This window comes from uncultured Spongiibacter sp., from assembly GCF_964011655.1.
Classification (GTDB): Bacteria; Pseudomonadota; Gammaproteobacteria; order Pseudomonadales; family Spongiibacteraceae; genus Spongiibacter; species Spongiibacter marinus.
Map to the genome: position 1 here is coordinate 100,695 of NZ_CAXGPO010000001.1, position 14,576 is coordinate 115,270.

Sequence of the window (14,576 nt, forward strand, 5' to 3'; positions counted from 1 at the left end):
GAAAGCCGTAACTTAACAAGAGCCGCGCCGCGACTCCACATTCGCCATCAATATCGGGATAAAAAAGCAGCCAGAGGCAACTTTTTTATCCCGCGACCACGCCTCTCCCAGCCTCAGTGCTCAACAAATGCCCGCTCAATCACGTAGTGCCCGTAGTCGCCCGCGCGCGTTTCGCGAAATCCCAGGCTGTCGAGCAACTGCGTACTCTCCTTTAGCATGGCCGGGCTGCCGCACAACATGAAGCGATCATGTTCGGGATTCAGGGCCGGCAAACCCACATCGGACATGAGTTTTCCGCAGCGTATTAAGTCTGTTAAGCGGCCATTGTTGCGATACGCCTCTCGGGTTACCGTTGGGTAATACAACAGCTTTTCGCGCACCAGGTCGCCAAAGTACTCGTTGCCGGGCAGCTCTTCACAAATCAGCTTTTGGTAAGCCAGCTCGCTCTGGTAACGAACGCCGTGGGTTAAAATCACCTTATCGTACTGCTCGTAGAGCTCCGGGTCTTTAATCAGACTCATGAAGGGCGCTAAACCGGTTCCCGTAGAGAGCAGGTATAAGTTGCGCCCGGGCAACAGATTGTCTGCTATCAATGTTCCGGTCGGTTTACGGCTCACCAGCACCTCGTCGCCCACGCGTATTTTTTGCAATTGCGACGTCAGCGGCCCATCGGGAACCTTAATACTGAAAAACTCCAGCTCTTCTTCGTAGTTAGCACTCACCAGGCTGTAGGCACGCATCAGCGGGCGTCCGGCCTGCGGTAAACCGATCATTGTGAAGTGACCGTTTTTATATCTGAATGAGGGGTCACGGCTGGTTTTAAAGCTGAACAGCGTATCATTCCAATGGTGCACGCTCGTTACTCGCTCAGAACTTATCGTCTTCATTGCTCACCTCGTTGATACTGTGCTACTTGGCTGCTGCCACTGAATTTGCAGTTACTTTACGTCGCGGCTAATATATCGGTAAAACAACTTATTTGAATTTAAATAATCGGATCAATTGATATGCATTACACACTTCGCCAGCTAGAAGTCTTTCTCGCGGCCGCCCATACCGAGAACATCACTCGCGCCGCCCAACAGCTATCAATGTCCCAGTCCGCCGCGTCCAGCGCACTAAAAGATCTGGAGAAACAGTTTTCTATTCAATTGTTTGACCGCGTCGGTAAACGACTGCAAATCAATGAGTTAGGCCGCGCCCTCAGGCCGCAAGCAGAATCTTTACTCGACCAGGCACAGGCCTTAGAACACGCCTTTAAACAGCATGACTGCATTGGTGAAATTAAAATTGGCGCTACGCTGACCATTGGTAATTACCTTGCCGTGGACATCATGGCGGAGTTCATTCAACGCCACCCCAGCGCGAGCGTGCAGCTGCATGTCGCCAACACCGAGGCCATCGGCCAACAGGTACTCAGTTTTAATTTGGATATGGGGCTGATTGAAGGAGAGTTCCAACACCCCGACTTGGAGGTAACGCCCTGGCGAGAGGACGAGCTGCAAGTGTTCTGCAGCCCGCTGCACCCACTTGCCAAGAAAAGCTCACTGACGGACGACGACCTTGTAAAGGCTCAGTGGATACTGCGCGAGCCGGGTTCGGGTACACGCCAAGCGTTTGATCGCGCCATGCACGATCTGCTGCCAAACATGACAATTGGCCTGGAGCTGCAACATACAGAAGCGATCAAACGCGCGGTCGAGAACGGCCTGGGCATCGGCTGCCTGTCACGCGTCTCACTGGAAGCGGCCATAGATAGCGGCCGCATCATCGCTCTCCCCACGCCGAGCCGGGACCTGCGACGCAACTTCTACTTCATTTTGCACCGCCAAAAATACCGCAGCGAGGGGATCATTCGCTGGCTCGAGCTATGCCAAAACAGTTAGGGCCTGTTAACAGGCCCTAGTGAGCCTCTGCATAACTATCCGCTTCCACCTGGCGAGCGTAGAGAGAGGGGCGCGGCAAGACTATTAGCGCCAGCACAGAGCAAAGCGCCATGGTTATCGTCATCGGCCACAGCTGGTCACTGACAAAACGCGTGGACAGAGCGCTGACAAGCGCGCCAATTAAATACTGGCCACTGCCCAGCAACGCCGAAGCAATACCGCTGTGCTTGGGGAAAAAGTGCAAACAGCAGGCCTGGGTATTGCCCATAACCCCACCCAGAGCACCCACACTCACCACAATTAGCCCGACCACTAACCACAAGGGCGGGTTAAACGGTGTGACAAGCAGCAAACCGAGGCACGCCAGCCCCTGCAGCATCACCGCACCATAGAGTATTTTGGCCGCAGGCAAGGTATTGAGCAGATAGTTATTCACCCGGTTGGCGATCGCCAGGGTAACAATATTGGCTGCAAACAGTATCGAAAACACCGCCTCGCTCTGTCCGTAGTGCTCCATATACACCACCGCGGAATTGACCAGGAAGGTCATCATCACCGCGAAAGTCAGGCCTTGTACCAACACGTAGCGCATGGCCACGCGGTGGCGCAACACATGACGATAGCGCTGCAACAAACTCTGCGCCGGCCCCGGCAATGCTGAGGCGTCGGTAACGTGGAGGAAGCGCCACGTTGCCAGCAGCACCACAGAGGCGTAGGCCGCCAGGGCAACAAAAACGGCTCGCCAGCCGCTCAAGGTATAGAGCAGGGTGCCCAGTGCTGGCGCGATGGCAGGCGCGAAGATCGTAATCAACGCGATCAGTGCGAACAGTTTGGCAGTCGCCTGCCCCTCCGTGTTATCGCGAATAATCGCCGGCACCACAACCGAAGCAAAGCCACCGCCGACAGCCTGCAATACCCGGGCAAACCAAAAGACCTCCAGGCTCTCAGCGAAGGCCAGAATTAAGCTGGCGACAAAAAAGATCGCCAAACCACCAAATAACACCGGCCGGCGGCCCCAGTAGTCACTGAGGGGCCCACCGCAAAACTGTCCAAAGCTCAGGCCCAAAATATACAGACTTACGGTGATCGCCAGCTGCTGCACCGGCACAGAAAAGTCCCGGGCGATAGCCGGAATTGTCGGCAAATACAGGTCGATAGCCAGAGGTGACAAGGCAAAAATCGACGCTAGCAGAAAGGTGATGGGCAGCGACACCGCTCGCGAGTTCATAACGGCTCCAGTTAGGCAAGCGAGCAGAGTAACTGGCAACTATCTTTCTAGCAAGATAAAATTCTGTTCCCACACGACGGAAACAACGCGATGGACGACCGACGCATAGGCATTGCCGAGCTGCGTGAACAGCAACGCGAGAACTGGCCCCAAGCCTACAGAGATTGCCAACCTTCGATATTGAGACTGCTGCGAAGCGCCGATGACTATTTGCGTGCCGGCAGCGAGCAGCTAGCCAGCCACAACCTATTGCCAGCAGAGTTTGATGTGCTCGCGGCACTGCGCCGCCAACCGCCGCCGCACTGCGTTAGCCCGACGGCACTGTGCAAGGCCTTGTTGATGAGCAGCGGCGGTTTAACCAAGCTGCTGAAACGGCTGGAAACGGCGGGCTTGATTGAGCGCCCTGCCAATCCCGATGATGGCCGCAGCCAATTAGTGAAACTCAGTCCTTCGGGAATACGCCGTGCTGAACAGGCGATGACAACACTGTGTGAGCTGCAAAAACAGTGGCTCGCACCACTGACTGATGATCAGCGCCAACAGCTTAGCCAATTACTGGATCAGCTGTTGGCGCGCTAAGAGTGCGCTTAGCCGCCTACCACTGCCAGCGCAAGCTCCAATAGAAATCGACTTCCTTGCTATCCAGGCGCGCCTCGTCGTCGACGTCATCGGCCAGGGGCACTGCCGCCACCCAGTGACTACTCAAACCATAGGGCATCTCCAAGCTCACCCCAAGGCCTGCATCGGCCAGGTTTTGCCATTCGCCGAGTTCATCGTCGGTGTCAGTAAACCTGGCGGCACCATACTCAACAAACAGCGCAGGCGTTAACGTAAGATCGCGCCATGCGTACTCTCGCTGAATCGCCATACTGGCGTGCACACCGTCATCGCCAACGAGCGTGCCCGGCAACCAGGCTGACAAGCTGCTGCCGCCACCCAGCACCCACTGGCGCTGCTGAGGCAGTTGCGTATTGTCGGACCATTGTCCCTGCGCCGACAGCCGCAACTCCGTGCTGCCATTCAGTGCAAGCGTCATCGCCACCGCGGGCTTGGCTATTAGATACTCGGCGCTGCGTCGGCCAATCGCAACCTTCGCTGTTGGCTCTTGGCCAAGACTGCCATCGTCATCGCTCAGCCCCAGCTCCGTGGCAAACTCCATTCGCGCGAATACCGGGCGACCCAACCACTGCTCGCGCAGGGTATAGCGCGCACCGAGCTCCAGCGACACGAAGCGTTCCTCCAAAAGCGCATCACCACCGGCTTGGGGCTCAATGCGTGAGTCCACATAGGAGAGGCGCTCAAAGACATTGAAACGGCGCAGGGGGTTACTAAACAGCAGTTGCTCACCACGCAGACTTGCCTGCTGAATCTCGGCATCCAACGGCAGTGTCAGCACCTGCTGTTGAATAGGACAGCTGATCAATGGCGGCAGGCAAAACCCACCCCCGCTGCTCGTTACGACAACCTCGGGGGCGCGCTCATAACGAATATAGGATAGATCAATGCCGTAGAGCCCGTAGCGTAACGGCTGGTCGACGCTAACCTCGACTTGCTGGTAATCATCGCCATCACCGGTCTCACCCCAGTCGCGAATAACCGTTTGCGCATTGGCCTTCAGTTCGGTGCCAGTGGCGAAACGGTGGGCAAGGCCTACACGGGCAAAATATCGCCCCAAAAACCTGCTACCGCGGTTATTGAGCTCCACATCAACATCCGTGGCATCGCTATCGGCAGCCTCACGCTCTACGAAGTCCAGAATCACCTCGTTGTCGGCATGGGCCTCGTAGCTAATGCTGTACTCCAGCCCCGCTCGCTCCGCGTATATCGACGCGGGCACCCGAGCGCGGTCAAACTCGTGCAGTTGCAGGTTGTCATCACCGACCAGGCCGGAGAAAAAGTGGGTGAGCAAGGGCGCACCTCGAAGGCCCTTCACACGATTTTGGGAGACCATTACCGTCACGGTGTCGCCAAGCCGGAAATAACTCAGCCCCACTAACAGGTGCCCCATATTGTAGTAGCGGCGACTCAATGCGGTGATCGCGGCAGAGGGGCTATCTGCGCCGTCCAGGATCGCCTGCAGCTGTGTCTCTGAAAGGTAAGGCGCTTCCTGAACACGCAGCAACACACCGTTAATCTCCCTCTGCACGTAGCTACCCTGGTATTGTTTCGCAAACTCGACTTGTTGTTGCGTCGCCAACTGCGGCGGCATCACGGGTGGCAAATCAATTGCCATGTTCTTTCTCCTTAGACTGGAATTATAGGCGTCACTAACTATTCAGCTTGCAGGCGAAGCTCAACACGGCGGTTGCGCGCCGGCTCGGCTGAACTTACCGGCTGCGCTTCGCCATACCCTCTTGCTCGCAAACGCTCGCCGCTAACCCCTTTCCTTATTAAGTAGTCGCGAACGGCTCCCGCACGGCGCTCAGACAGGCGAAGATTATAGGCCTCGCTGCCCGAGCTATCGGTATGACCGGCAATTTCAATGCGCCCCGAAGGCGCTTCACGCAGGACATCCACCACCAAGTTCAACACGGCTTTCGCGGACGGACTCAACTGCCAGCGGCCACTGGCAAAATGCACCCCATCCAGACGCAACGGGCTTGCCGATTCCAAATGACAGCCATTAGCCATTACCCGGCGTGACGGCGGTGTGCTTCGGCATTGGTCGTCGCGGTCACAAACGCCATCACCATCGCCGTCGCGGCAATCGAGAGGGCCGGTCTGGGCATAGGCAACTTCATAGCGTGGGTCACGGTACTCCACCTCACCCAGCGCTGGCTGATCACCACCCTCGGCAAGGGGCCCTGCCACCAGCGCCTGGCTCGCCGGCGCATCCATCGCCGCCAGCTGTGAGCGCTCCCGCTCAGACATTCCCAACCCAACAGGGGCTAGCGGTGCCATAGAAACTGAGTCTCCCGACAAGGAGGCGTCGAGCGCCAACACGGTTTCGTCCAGAGCCAGCCCTGTTGTATCGCTCACCGCCGTTAGCACCGGCAGTAAACCTAATGCTCGGCTCAAGTCGGCCAGTAAACCAGCGTGAACAGGTACGCTGCTGCCCAACAAAACCAGGCCGAGAGCCAGCAAACGTTGGCGACAAAAAGGGCTGAACATGAGGCACTCTCTGTTGTTTTCAATAACGCGAATAGGAACGACGGTGCGTGACCCCAACCCAATCGGGCTGAGGACAGCGACATTATGCGGCAACAATGAGCAAAAGGCAGCTTCGGTCTGGGGTTTGGAGGCATTTCCGCCGGGCTTTGCGGCTCCCAACCCTGTGCGCAGGGCTTAGCTTCGCAATAGTTTTTGCTTGGCCTGCGCGAACTCATCATCGGTAAGGCTGCCGGAGCGATGCATGCCCTCTAACTCTTTGAGCGAGTCTGCCAGCGCCTCCCCCTCGTCCGGCGCAATTTCCTGCTCGGCGGCCTCGCTCAAGCCCAGCCACTGGCCCAGTTTGCGGAATATGCGCGCGATGCCACGCCACAATTTCGGCAGCAGCCAAATCAGCAATAACAGGAACAGCACAAATAGAATCAGGAACACCAGCGGGTGATTCAAGGCCATCCACAAGCCGCCGAGCACGGCGACATCCTCGCCAATCGAGGCCGCCCAATTGCTTACCGGCTCTGGTGAGGTATTGATCAGCATACGGCTGCTGGCTTTCGCAGCGTGGGTTACCGACGTCACCGAGCCGCCGACAATGCCCGCAGCGAGTTGCAGCGCCGGGCTCACATCACCCAATGAATTAGCCGCCAGTAGCGCCCCGGCGGGAATACGGATAAACGTATGCAGCGCGTCCCAGCCGGTATCAACACCGGGAATTTTATCGGCGAAGAATTCCACCCCGTACATCAGGCCCGCAGCCATAATCACTGCCGGGTCTTGCACGACCTGTAAATTCTCAGGCAATACGATGCCGCCACTGGCACCGCCCAAGCCCAACACCAAAATTGCCGCATAGAGATTCAAGCCACTGGCCCATGCCACCCCCATGGTCAGCGATATCAGGCTAATTAGCTGTTGATACTCATCCACTTGTCGTTCCTCGGCCAGGCCAACAGGTTTGCTGCAATCCCCCCCTAACTGGCATCGGCGCGGGGAGAATCAGCCTTTATTCTGCGCAGTCACCAACATACTGAGAATAGGCGCGAAAAGCCACGCCGTCAGCGAGTGACCTCATGCGTCACCCAAATCGACCGGAACGGTCAATCACTGCACGCGCAGAGCGGGTAGTATCAAGGGTTGAGCTTGGAGAAATACCATGTCGACCTACAACAGTTATCCAGAGAATCCCAACTACGGAAGCGGCTGCTTTCGCCGCCGAATACAGCTGCGCGCCTCTGAGTTTCAGGTGATTGCCGAATTGGAAGACCACAACCACGGTTTTCGCTTAACCCTGGACCACGACGGCAGCACGGTAACCGCCATCAATGCGGAGACACTGCGCATTCCTTTTTCGACCTGTCCAGGCGCCGTCACGCCACTGCAGGGCCTGGTGGGTTTGCCCGTCACGCAAGACAGCCAGGTACTGCTTGCCCACAGTAATCCAACCGCCAATTGCACCCACCTCTACGACCTCTGCCTGCTCGCCATTGCTCAGGCAGCACGCGGTGAAGGTGAGCGGGTTTACGATATGCGCATCGATGATGAAACCGGTGAGCAAGGTGGTATTGCCGAAGTCCGCGTCAACGACGAGCTGGTGCACCGCTGGCGCTGCCGTGATTGGACAATTCTCGAGCCCGCTGAATTCGCGGGGAATGTCTTGTTCAAAGGCTTTACAGCCTGGGCCGGTCGCGCATTTCAGGGAGAAGAGCAACGCGCCGCCTTCGCCTTACAGAAGGCCTACTTTGTTTCCAGTGCGCGGCGATACGACCTGGAAGCAATGGCCGGCGAGGCGGCTAATGATTCGCGAGAGGTTATGTATGGCGCCTGCTATACCTATACCTCACCACAAATAGAACAGGCCTATCGTGTGGCCGGCACTGTGCGGGATTTCAGTCATGCCGAGCAGCACTTGTTAACGTTCAAGGACGTAACACCTTGAGTGAACCATACCCGCCTGCGGCCAGCCATTACAGCGATAGGCACAATTACGAATATTGTGACATGGGGGCAATGGCTATAGTGGAATCATGCTTAACAGCGACCGCTTCAACGCAAGCAGCCGCGAGCGAACGTCTCCATAGTAGCACCCCCGCTTGGCACCCATATGATGGGTGCTTTTTTTATGCCCGCCGCGCGCTAGTCGAGCAAAAACACCAGCGACAAACGCGACGACACGGTTTCTTTACCCAGCAGCATCGGCGCATCGGCACTGGCTTTCGCCTCCATCATCATCACGCCGGGGTTGCCACGCGGCACCGCCGGCGCACTGCTCGCGTCAATGCGGTACACCTTGCCCAGCTTGCGACCCAGATTACTGGCCAGCACCGTCGCCCGCTGGCGAGCGTCAGCCACCGCAGCAAGCAGGGCACGCTCGGCCAACACGTCGCGATCGGCGACAACAAATTGCACCTGGCCCAATTCAGTGATGCCCGCCGCCATCAAACCATCCACAAGATCCCCGTAGCGGCTCAGGTCAGCCAGCGAAATATCGACATGGCGTTCGACCCGCTGCCCCCGCAACCTGCGCTTACCGTCCTCCCAGACATAGTCGGGGTGAACTCGGATCTGCGATGCACGAATAGCCGTATCAGCAATGTCTTGTGCACGCGCGGCCGCCAGTACCGCCGCCACGCGTCGGTCGACGTTGGCTTTTGCGGCAGAGGCCGTGCTCTGCGTGTCAGACACCTGAAGACGCAATTCGGCGCTATCGGGCAACGCTTCAACTTCACCGTAGCCTTGCACAACAATATGGGGATCATCGGGGAGCGCCGACGCCAACAGTGGCAAAGGCAGACACACCGACAGGCTCAGCAGTACATTTCGCAACAATTTCATGGGACTGGGCTTCCTTCTCTGAATCATTCCATAATCACACCGGCGGCAATGCCCCGGACAATAATATGACGCCGCTATAAACGTGCGTCACCACCACTCATCAAGCGGGAGAACAACAATGAACAGTCAGGTTGACAACAGCGCAGCAGAAAATATCCAGCGCATCCTAAACAAGCAACGCAATGCCTACATTGCCGGCGGCGCCGTCAGCGCCGAAACTCGCATCGACAGACTGACGCGCGCGATCGATTTGATCTTCGACAACCGCGACGAAATTGTCGCGACCTTAAGTGAAGACTTTGGCCACCGCAGCAGCCATCAGTCACTGATGTCTGACATCTATGCCACTATCGAATGCTTAAAGCACAGCAAAAAGCACCTCAAAAAGTGGATGAAGCACGAAAAACGCAAAGCCCCCTTCCCAATGAATCTGTTAGGTGGCAAGGCGCGTGTCGAATACCAGCCCGTGGGCGTTGTCGGCATTATCGGCACTTGGAATTTCCCCATTAATACGATCTTTTCACCGCTGGCGGGCGTGCTGGCCGCAGGCAACCGCGCGATGATTAAATGCTCGGAAGTCACACCCAAAACCGGCGAGCTGGTGGAAAAACTGGTTGCCAAATATTTTAAAGAAGATGAGCTGGTTGCCATCAACGGTGGCCCCGATGTGGGCGCCAGCTTCTCAGCGGCCCCCTTCGACCACATCATCTTCACAGGCGCGACCTCCATCGCTCGCCATATCATGCGCGCCGCCGCCGACAACCTTACGCCGGTCACGCTGGAGCTGGGCGGTAAGTCGCCGGTGATTATCAGCGACAGCTACGCGCTACAAGAAGCCGCCGAGCGTATTGTGAACGGCAAAATTCTGAACGTTGGCCAGGTCTGCCTATCGCCAGATTATGTGTTTGTGCCAGAAGCCAAGCTTGAAGACTTTATCAGCGCGGTAATGGACCACCTGGGCAGTCTGTTTCCCTCACTGCTGGACAACGCGGATTACACGTCCGTGGTCAATGGCCGCCACTTCCAGCGCTTACAGAGCTATCTGGCTGACGCGCGCGAACAAGGTGCTGACGTTCGCGAGTTCAACCCTGCGAATGAAAACTTCGACCAGCAGGAGGGCACTCACAAACTGCCGCTAACCGTCATTGTTAATCCCAGTGACGAGCTCAAGGTCATGCAAGAGGAGCTGTTCGGTCCCATTCTTTGCGTGAAGAGTTACCGCAAGCTCGACGACTGTCTGGACTACATTAATGCCCGCCCCCGGCCTCTGGCGTTGTACTACTTTGGCAAAGACGATGCCGAGCAGCGCCGGATTCTCGACCACAGCATTAGCGGCGCAGTGACCATTAACGACGTTATCTTCCATGTTAGTTGTGAAGACCTGCCCTTTGGCGGCATTGGCCCTAGCGGCATGGGCAACTACCATGGCGTCGATGGTTTCCGCACATTTAGCCACGCTAAAGCGGTCTACAAACAGAGTAATCTCAACTTTCAAAAGCTGGGCGGAATGCTGCCACCCTACGGTGACAAGGCAGACAAAACACTGAACGCCATGATCCGTAAGTAGCACCCTATGCGGCCGCCCGAAACGGCGGCCGCATTTACTGAAAATAGTCCTTCTCCTTCCCCCCCGAGTTCGCGCATAATCCGCGCATTATGCTAGGGTCAACGCTATAACCCTTTATACCGTCAATACAGCGTGAGGCTTATCGCTTGGCAGCACCTCTAACAACACAAAGCGTTCTTGGTTGGCGAGAATGGGTTGGCCTGCCCGACCTGGGCATCAGCCACCTGAAGGCAAAGGTCGACACCGGCGCCCGCAGTTCGTCCCTCCACGCCTTCGACATTCAAACCTTCGACCGCGACGGCAAGTCCTGGGTGAAATTTAAAGTACACCCTCAGCAACACGACGACACTGAAACGGTCTGCTGCGAAGCCGAAATTAAAGACTACCGCCAGGTGACCGACTCCGGCGGTCACCGCAGCATGCGTTACGTGATTGAAACAACCCTTGCGCTCGGCGATCAGCAGTTGTCTATCGAGATGACCCTCGCCGACCGCTCTGACATGCTGTTTCGAATGCTCATTGGGCGCACGGCAATGAAAAACTATATTGTCGACCCCAGTCGCTCTTACTGTGCGAGCGAGCCCCAGCCTTAACCCACTGCGCACCGAAGGTGCACGGAGAGTACCGACTATGAAAATCGCCATACTGTCACGCAATAGCCGCCTTTACTCCACCCGGCGACTGGTCGAAGCCTGCAAGGAAAGGGGCCACGAAGTGCGTGTGCTCGATACACTCAAATGCTATATGGAGCTGAGCTCTAACGAGCCTGCGGTGTGGTACAAAGGCGAAAAGCTGGAAGATTTCGACGCCATTATTCCGCGCATCGGCGCCTCTATCACGACCTATGGTTTGGCGGTTATCCGCCAGTTCGAAATGATGGGCACCTACAGCCTGACCGAGTCGGTGGCGCTGGGCCGCTCCCGAGATAAATTGCGCGCCCTGCAATTAATGTCGCGCAAAAATATCGGTATGCCCGTAACCAGCTTCGCCCACGACGTGCACAACACCAAGGAACTCATTAAATTGGTGGGCGGTGCACCGGTCGTCGTCAAACTGCTCGCGGGTACCCAAGGGCGGGGCGTGGTGTTAGCAGAAACCGCCAAGGCCGCCGAAAGTGTTATCGATGCGTTTCGCGAGCTTAAAGCTGATTTTCTCGTCCAGGAGTTCATCAAAGAAGCGGGCGGCTCTGATGTACGCTGCCTGGTCATCGGCCGCAAAGTGGTGGCGGCCATGCAGCGCACCGCGGCGAGCGGCGAGTTTCGCTCCAACCTTCATCGCGGGGGTAGCGCCGAACTCACCAAGCTGACGCCGGCGGAGCGCGCCACAGCGGTCAAGGCCGCACAAATTATGGGCCTGAATGTCGCCGGGGTAGATATATTGCGCTCCTCGCGTGGCCCTCTGGTTATGGAGGTCAACTCCTCCCCCGGACTGGAAGGGATTGAAACGGCCAGCCGCAAGAACGTCGCCGGTGAAATCGTCAAGTTTATCGAAGAAAATGCTGGCCCTAATAAAACTAAAACACGTGGCCGAGGCTAAACTCCGCCCTTTTGTTTCGGAGCCTTACTGAGTGTCTGAAAAACCCACAGCGAGCAGACGGCGTAGCCGCCCACAAGCAAAACGCATTGTTATCGCCGGCACAGAGATTATTCCCGGCAGCCGCCAACAGCTGGCGCTGCCGGTCGCCAAGCTCTACACCCATACCGAGCTTTCCATTACCATCAAAACCGTGCGCAGCAAACGCGAGGGGCCAACCCTCTTTGTCAGCGCCGCCATTCACGGCGATGAAATTAATGGCGTAGAGATTGTCCGGCGCCTGCTCCAGCATCGTTCCCTGCGCTCATTGCGCGGCACCTTGGTCACCATACCCGTGGTCAATGTACACGGTTTTCTGAACAACAGCCGCTACCTGCCCGACGGCCGAGACCTCAACCGGAGCTTCCCCGGCTCGCCCAAAAGCTCATTGGCGGGCCGCATTGCCCACAGTTTTTTTAATGAAGTGGTTGCCCATTGCGACTACGGGATTGACCTTCACACCGGCGCTCGCCACCGCGGAAACCTGCCGCAAATTCGCGCAGATCTTCAAGATGAGCGCACCCGCGCGATGGCCGAAGCCTTCGGCGCCCCGGTAATGCTGCACGCGAAAACCCGCGACGGCTCACTGCGCGAGGTGGCGAATGACCAAAAGATACCCATTCTGCTGTATGAGGCTGGGGAAGCACTGCGCTTCGACGAGGTGGCCATTCGGGCCGGTGTGTCGGGGATTATCAACGTGATGCGACAGATTGGCATGTTGCCCGCGTCCCGCAGCAAGCGCCCAAAGCGCACGCCGATGGTTACCGATCAGTCTTACTGGGTACGCGCCAGGGTTAGCGGCGTACTGAGAGCACTCGTTCCCCTGGGCGCATTCGTCAAGAAAGATGAGGTTATTGCCGTTATCTCTGACCCTATCGGCGATAGTAGCGGGGACGTCGAGATCGTCGCGAATGATGCCGGCATCGTTATCGGCCGCACCTATCTGCCGCTGATCTACGAGGGCGACGCGCTCTTTCACATCGCCAAATATAAAGCGGATATCGACGAGGCGCTGCTGCACTACAACGAAATCATGGAAGCTTTTGAACCCGAGGCCTCCCCGCCCGCACCTGGCGAAGACCCGCCGATCGCCAGCTAGGCCTGCGCGCGTTGTTGTAGCGTCTGTCCCTGGCAGTGGCTGTCCATAAAGCTCAGCATTAGCTTCAGGTATTCTTGGCGCCCCAGGTGGATAACATGATTGCCGGGGAACCAGTGCAAATGGCTATCGGGCCAATGGCCGTGCAGTAGCCGCACAAAACGCGGCGGTGTAAAGCGGTCACCCGCACCACCAATAATCATCACTTTTTCGGGGTCTAACAGAGGCTGATAACTCAAGGGGCTGTGTATCGCCATTCCTCGACGCAAGTCCATGGCCGAAAAGCCAGAACGCCGCTCGATCAACTCCATAATCTCGTGGGTCGGCTGCCAGCTTCGAATGGTGTCTACCGGCGCAACCAATGGGGAATTGGGTATGCAGAAAGCCAGACGCGGCTCAACCGCCGCCAACAAGGCACTCAAGTAGCCCCCCAAACTCAAACCGGAAATCCCGATATGCGGCGCACCGCGCCGTTCTAGGAAGTCGACCAATACTCGCAGGTCACAGATCGATTGCAGCATGCCCTCGGTCATCTGAGCAAAACCATCACTAAACAAACCCTGACCACTAAACAATGACAAACGCCCTGCACGCTGCCCATGAAAGGGAATAGTAAACAGAGCAATGTCATAGCCGCGCTCGTAAAACCACGGCAACGAGAAGAAACGGCTATTGAACTCGTAGTCGCTGGCTACCACGCCGTGCACAAAAATCAGCGTCGGTCGCGGCCCCTCCGGGTGACTCCAGTACTGCACCTGCGCGCGGCGATTGCGCTGATGGCTGAGGTAGCGGTCCACCATATCCGGGTTCAGTGGTTCAAAGGGGCTGTCGAAGCTGAGCTGAAGGGTGGGTACTTTCTTTCGCCATCCGGCCCAACGCGGTGTTTGCACGGCCTTTACATCCACCTGCGGGGGCGTCTTAAAAACCTTCGTGACATCGCGCTGTGCGGCCAGTCCGGCGTAAAAGTCCATGAACCGGCGCTCATCTGCCAAGGCGCTGGGGTTTAACAGTAGTTTGGGCAACAACGATGCACTAATCGCCGACCCCAACGCAGTGCGCAGCACACGGTCTACCGCAGCGGTTCCATAAACTTGCAAGGGGGACTCACCGTCGAGCTCGGTACCGTCGGACTGACTGTAAAAATCTTCCGGGAGACTCAACCACCACGGCGGCATCTCCGTCACTTTGGGCAGCGCGTTATCAGTCATTGTTGTCCTTATTATTTATCAGCGTCTCACCTCGTTTTATCATATTCTCCATTAAATGAAAGCCCGCATGTGTCGAGATAAG

14 protein-coding genes are annotated in these 14,576 nt (G+C 57.0%); 7 read left to right on the forward strand and 7 right to left on the reverse strand.

Going from position 1 to position 14,576, the window contains the following annotated elements:
• Positions 1-113 precede the first annotated feature (113 nt).
• Positions 114-887, reverse strand: coding sequence for a ferredoxin--NADP reductase (locus ABNS66_RS00485; protein ID WP_286839758.1), 774 nt, complete (start codon positions 885-887; stop codon positions 114-116).
• A 120-nt stretch (positions 888-1,007) separates the two neighbouring features.
• Between ABNS66_RS00485 and ABNS66_RS00490 the strand changes: the two genes are divergently transcribed.
• Positions 1,008-1,886, forward strand: coding sequence for a LysR family transcriptional regulator (locus ABNS66_RS00490; protein ID WP_204994741.1), 879 nt, complete (start codon positions 1,008-1,010; stop codon positions 1,884-1,886).
• A 16-nt stretch (positions 1,887-1,902) separates the two neighbouring features.
• Here ABNS66_RS00490 and ABNS66_RS00495 read toward each other — a convergent pair whose 3' ends face one another.
• On the reverse strand, positions 1,903-3,114 hold the full coding sequence (locus ABNS66_RS00495; protein ID WP_286839756.1) for a multidrug effflux MFS transporter: 1,212 nt from the start codon (positions 3,112-3,114) through the stop codon (positions 1,903-1,905).
• Positions 3,115-3,204: 90 nt separating this feature from the next.
• Between ABNS66_RS00495 and ABNS66_RS00500 the strand changes: the two genes are divergently transcribed.
• The gene (locus ABNS66_RS00500; protein WP_204994743.1) at positions 3,205-3,693 is read left to right on the forward strand and encodes a MarR family transcriptional regulator; all 489 of its coding nucleotides are present in this window, start codon (positions 3,205-3,207) and stop codon (positions 3,691-3,693) included.
• A 16-nt stretch (positions 3,694-3,709) separates the two neighbouring features.
• Here the strand turns inward: ABNS66_RS00500 and ABNS66_RS00505 are convergent, their stop codons facing one another.
• The 3 genes from ABNS66_RS00505 to ABNS66_RS00515 form a co-directional block, all read right to left on the reverse strand.
• On the reverse strand, positions 3,710-5,347 hold the full coding sequence (locus ABNS66_RS00505; protein ID WP_286839755.1) for a hypothetical protein: 1,638 nt from the start codon (positions 5,345-5,347) through the stop codon (positions 3,710-3,712).
• 38 nt (positions 5,348-5,385) lie between these two features.
• Positions 5,386-6,225, reverse strand: a complete 840-nt coding sequence (locus tag ABNS66_RS00510; protein ID WP_286839753.1) for an OmpA family protein — start codon at positions 6,223-6,225, stop codon at positions 5,386-5,388.
• A gap of 174 nt (positions 6,226-6,399) precedes the next feature.
• A complete protein-coding gene (locus tag ABNS66_RS00515) occupies positions 6,400-7,146 on the reverse strand; it encodes a DUF4126 family protein (RefSeq protein WP_204994746.1) in 747 nt (248 codons plus the stop codon).
• 226 nt (positions 7,147-7,372) lie between these two features.
• On the opposite strand from ABNS66_RS00515, the gene ABNS66_RS00520 reads away from it, so the two are divergent.
• Positions 7,373-8,155, forward strand: a complete 783-nt coding sequence (locus tag ABNS66_RS00520) for a DUF2889 domain-containing protein (protein WP_286695157.1) — start codon at positions 7,373-7,375, stop codon at positions 8,153-8,155.
• Between the two features lie 197 nt (positions 8,156-8,352).
• Here ABNS66_RS00520 and ABNS66_RS00525 read toward each other — a convergent pair whose 3' ends face one another.
• Positions 8,353-9,051 carry an SIMPL domain-containing protein gene (locus ABNS66_RS00525; protein WP_286695158.1) on the reverse strand — a complete coding sequence of 233 codons (699 nt, stop codon included), beginning with the start codon at positions 9,049-9,051 and terminating at the stop codon, positions 8,353-8,355.
• Positions 9,052-9,169: 118 nt separating this feature from the next.
• Here ABNS66_RS00525 and ABNS66_RS00530 point away from each other — a divergent pair, with 118 nt between their 5' ends.
• From ABNS66_RS00530 to ABNS66_RS00545, 4 genes are all read left to right on the forward strand, one after another.
• Positions 9,170-10,618, forward strand: a complete 1,449-nt coding sequence (locus ABNS66_RS00530; RefSeq protein ID WP_286839752.1) for a coniferyl aldehyde dehydrogenase — start codon at positions 9,170-9,172, stop codon at positions 10,616-10,618.
• A 146-nt stretch (positions 10,619-10,764) separates the two neighbouring features.
• Positions 10,765-11,211, forward strand: a complete 447-nt coding sequence (locus ABNS66_RS00535; protein ID WP_286839751.1) for an ATP-dependent zinc protease — start codon at positions 10,765-10,767, stop codon at positions 11,209-11,211.
• Positions 11,212-11,248: 37 nt separating this feature from the next.
• The gene (gene rimK, locus ABNS66_RS00540; protein ID WP_204994751.1) at positions 11,249-12,154 is read left to right on the forward strand and encodes a 30S ribosomal protein S6--L-glutamate ligase; all 906 of its coding nucleotides are present in this window, start codon (positions 11,249-11,251) and stop codon (positions 12,152-12,154) included.
• A 31-nt stretch (positions 12,155-12,185) separates the two neighbouring features.
• Positions 12,186-13,289, forward strand: coding sequence for a succinylglutamate desuccinylase/aspartoacylase family protein (locus tag ABNS66_RS00545; RefSeq protein WP_204994752.1), 1,104 nt, complete (start codon positions 12,186-12,188; stop codon positions 13,287-13,289).
• Here the strand turns inward: ABNS66_RS00545 and ABNS66_RS00550 are convergent.
• Positions 13,286-14,494 (reverse strand): alpha/beta hydrolase family protein, encoded by a 1,209-nt coding sequence (locus ABNS66_RS00550; RefSeq protein WP_286695161.1) that lies wholly within the window; start codon positions 14,492-14,494, stop codon positions 13,286-13,288. The two genes, ABNS66_RS00545 and ABNS66_RS00550, sit on opposite strands and share 4 nt — an antisense overlap.
• Positions 14,495-14,576 lie beyond the last annotated feature (82 nt).

What these genes read in the sequence shown, in the direction of transcription:
- ABNS66_RS00525 (WP_286695158.1), bottom strand. Translation starts at nt 9,051, where the DNA reads ATGAAATTGTTGCGAAATGTACTGCTGAGCCTGTCGGTGTGTCTGCCT.
- rimK (WP_204994751.1), top strand. Translation starts at nt 11,249, where the DNA reads ATGAAAATCGCCATACTGTCACGCAATAGCCGCCTTTACTCCACCCGG.
- ABNS66_RS00495 (WP_286839756.1), bottom strand. Translation starts at nt 3,114, where the DNA reads ATGAACTCGCGAGCGGTGTCGCTGCCCATCACCTTTCTGCTAGCGTCG.
- ABNS66_RS00550 (WP_286695161.1), bottom strand. Translation starts at nt 14,494, where the DNA reads ATGACTGATAACGCGCTGCCCAAAGTGACGGAGATGCCGCCGTGGTGG.
- ABNS66_RS00520 (WP_286695157.1), top strand. Translation starts at nt 7,373, where the DNA reads ATGTCGACCTACAACAGTTATCCAGAGAATCCCAACTACGGAAGCGGC.
- ABNS66_RS00505 (WP_286839755.1), bottom strand. Translation starts at nt 5,347, where the DNA reads ATGGCAATTGATTTGCCACCCGTGATGCCGCCGCAGTTGGCGACGCAA.
- ABNS66_RS00510 (WP_286839753.1), bottom strand. Translation starts at nt 6,225, where the DNA reads ATGTTCAGCCCTTTTTGTCGCCAACGTTTGCTGGCTCTCGGCCTGGTT.
- ABNS66_RS00485 (WP_286839758.1), bottom strand. Translation starts at nt 887, where the DNA reads ATGAAGACGATAAGTTCTGAGCGAGTAACGAGCGTGCACCATTGGAAT.
- ABNS66_RS00490 (WP_204994741.1), top strand. Translation starts at nt 1,008, where the DNA reads ATGCATTACACACTTCGCCAGCTAGAAGTCTTTCTCGCGGCCGCCCAT.
- ABNS66_RS00530 (WP_286839752.1), top strand. Translation starts at nt 9,170, where the DNA reads ATGAACAGTCAGGTTGACAACAGCGCAGCAGAAAATATCCAGCGCATC.
- ABNS66_RS00500 (WP_204994743.1), top strand. Translation starts at nt 3,205, where the DNA reads ATGGACGACCGACGCATAGGCATTGCCGAGCTGCGTGAACAGCAACGC.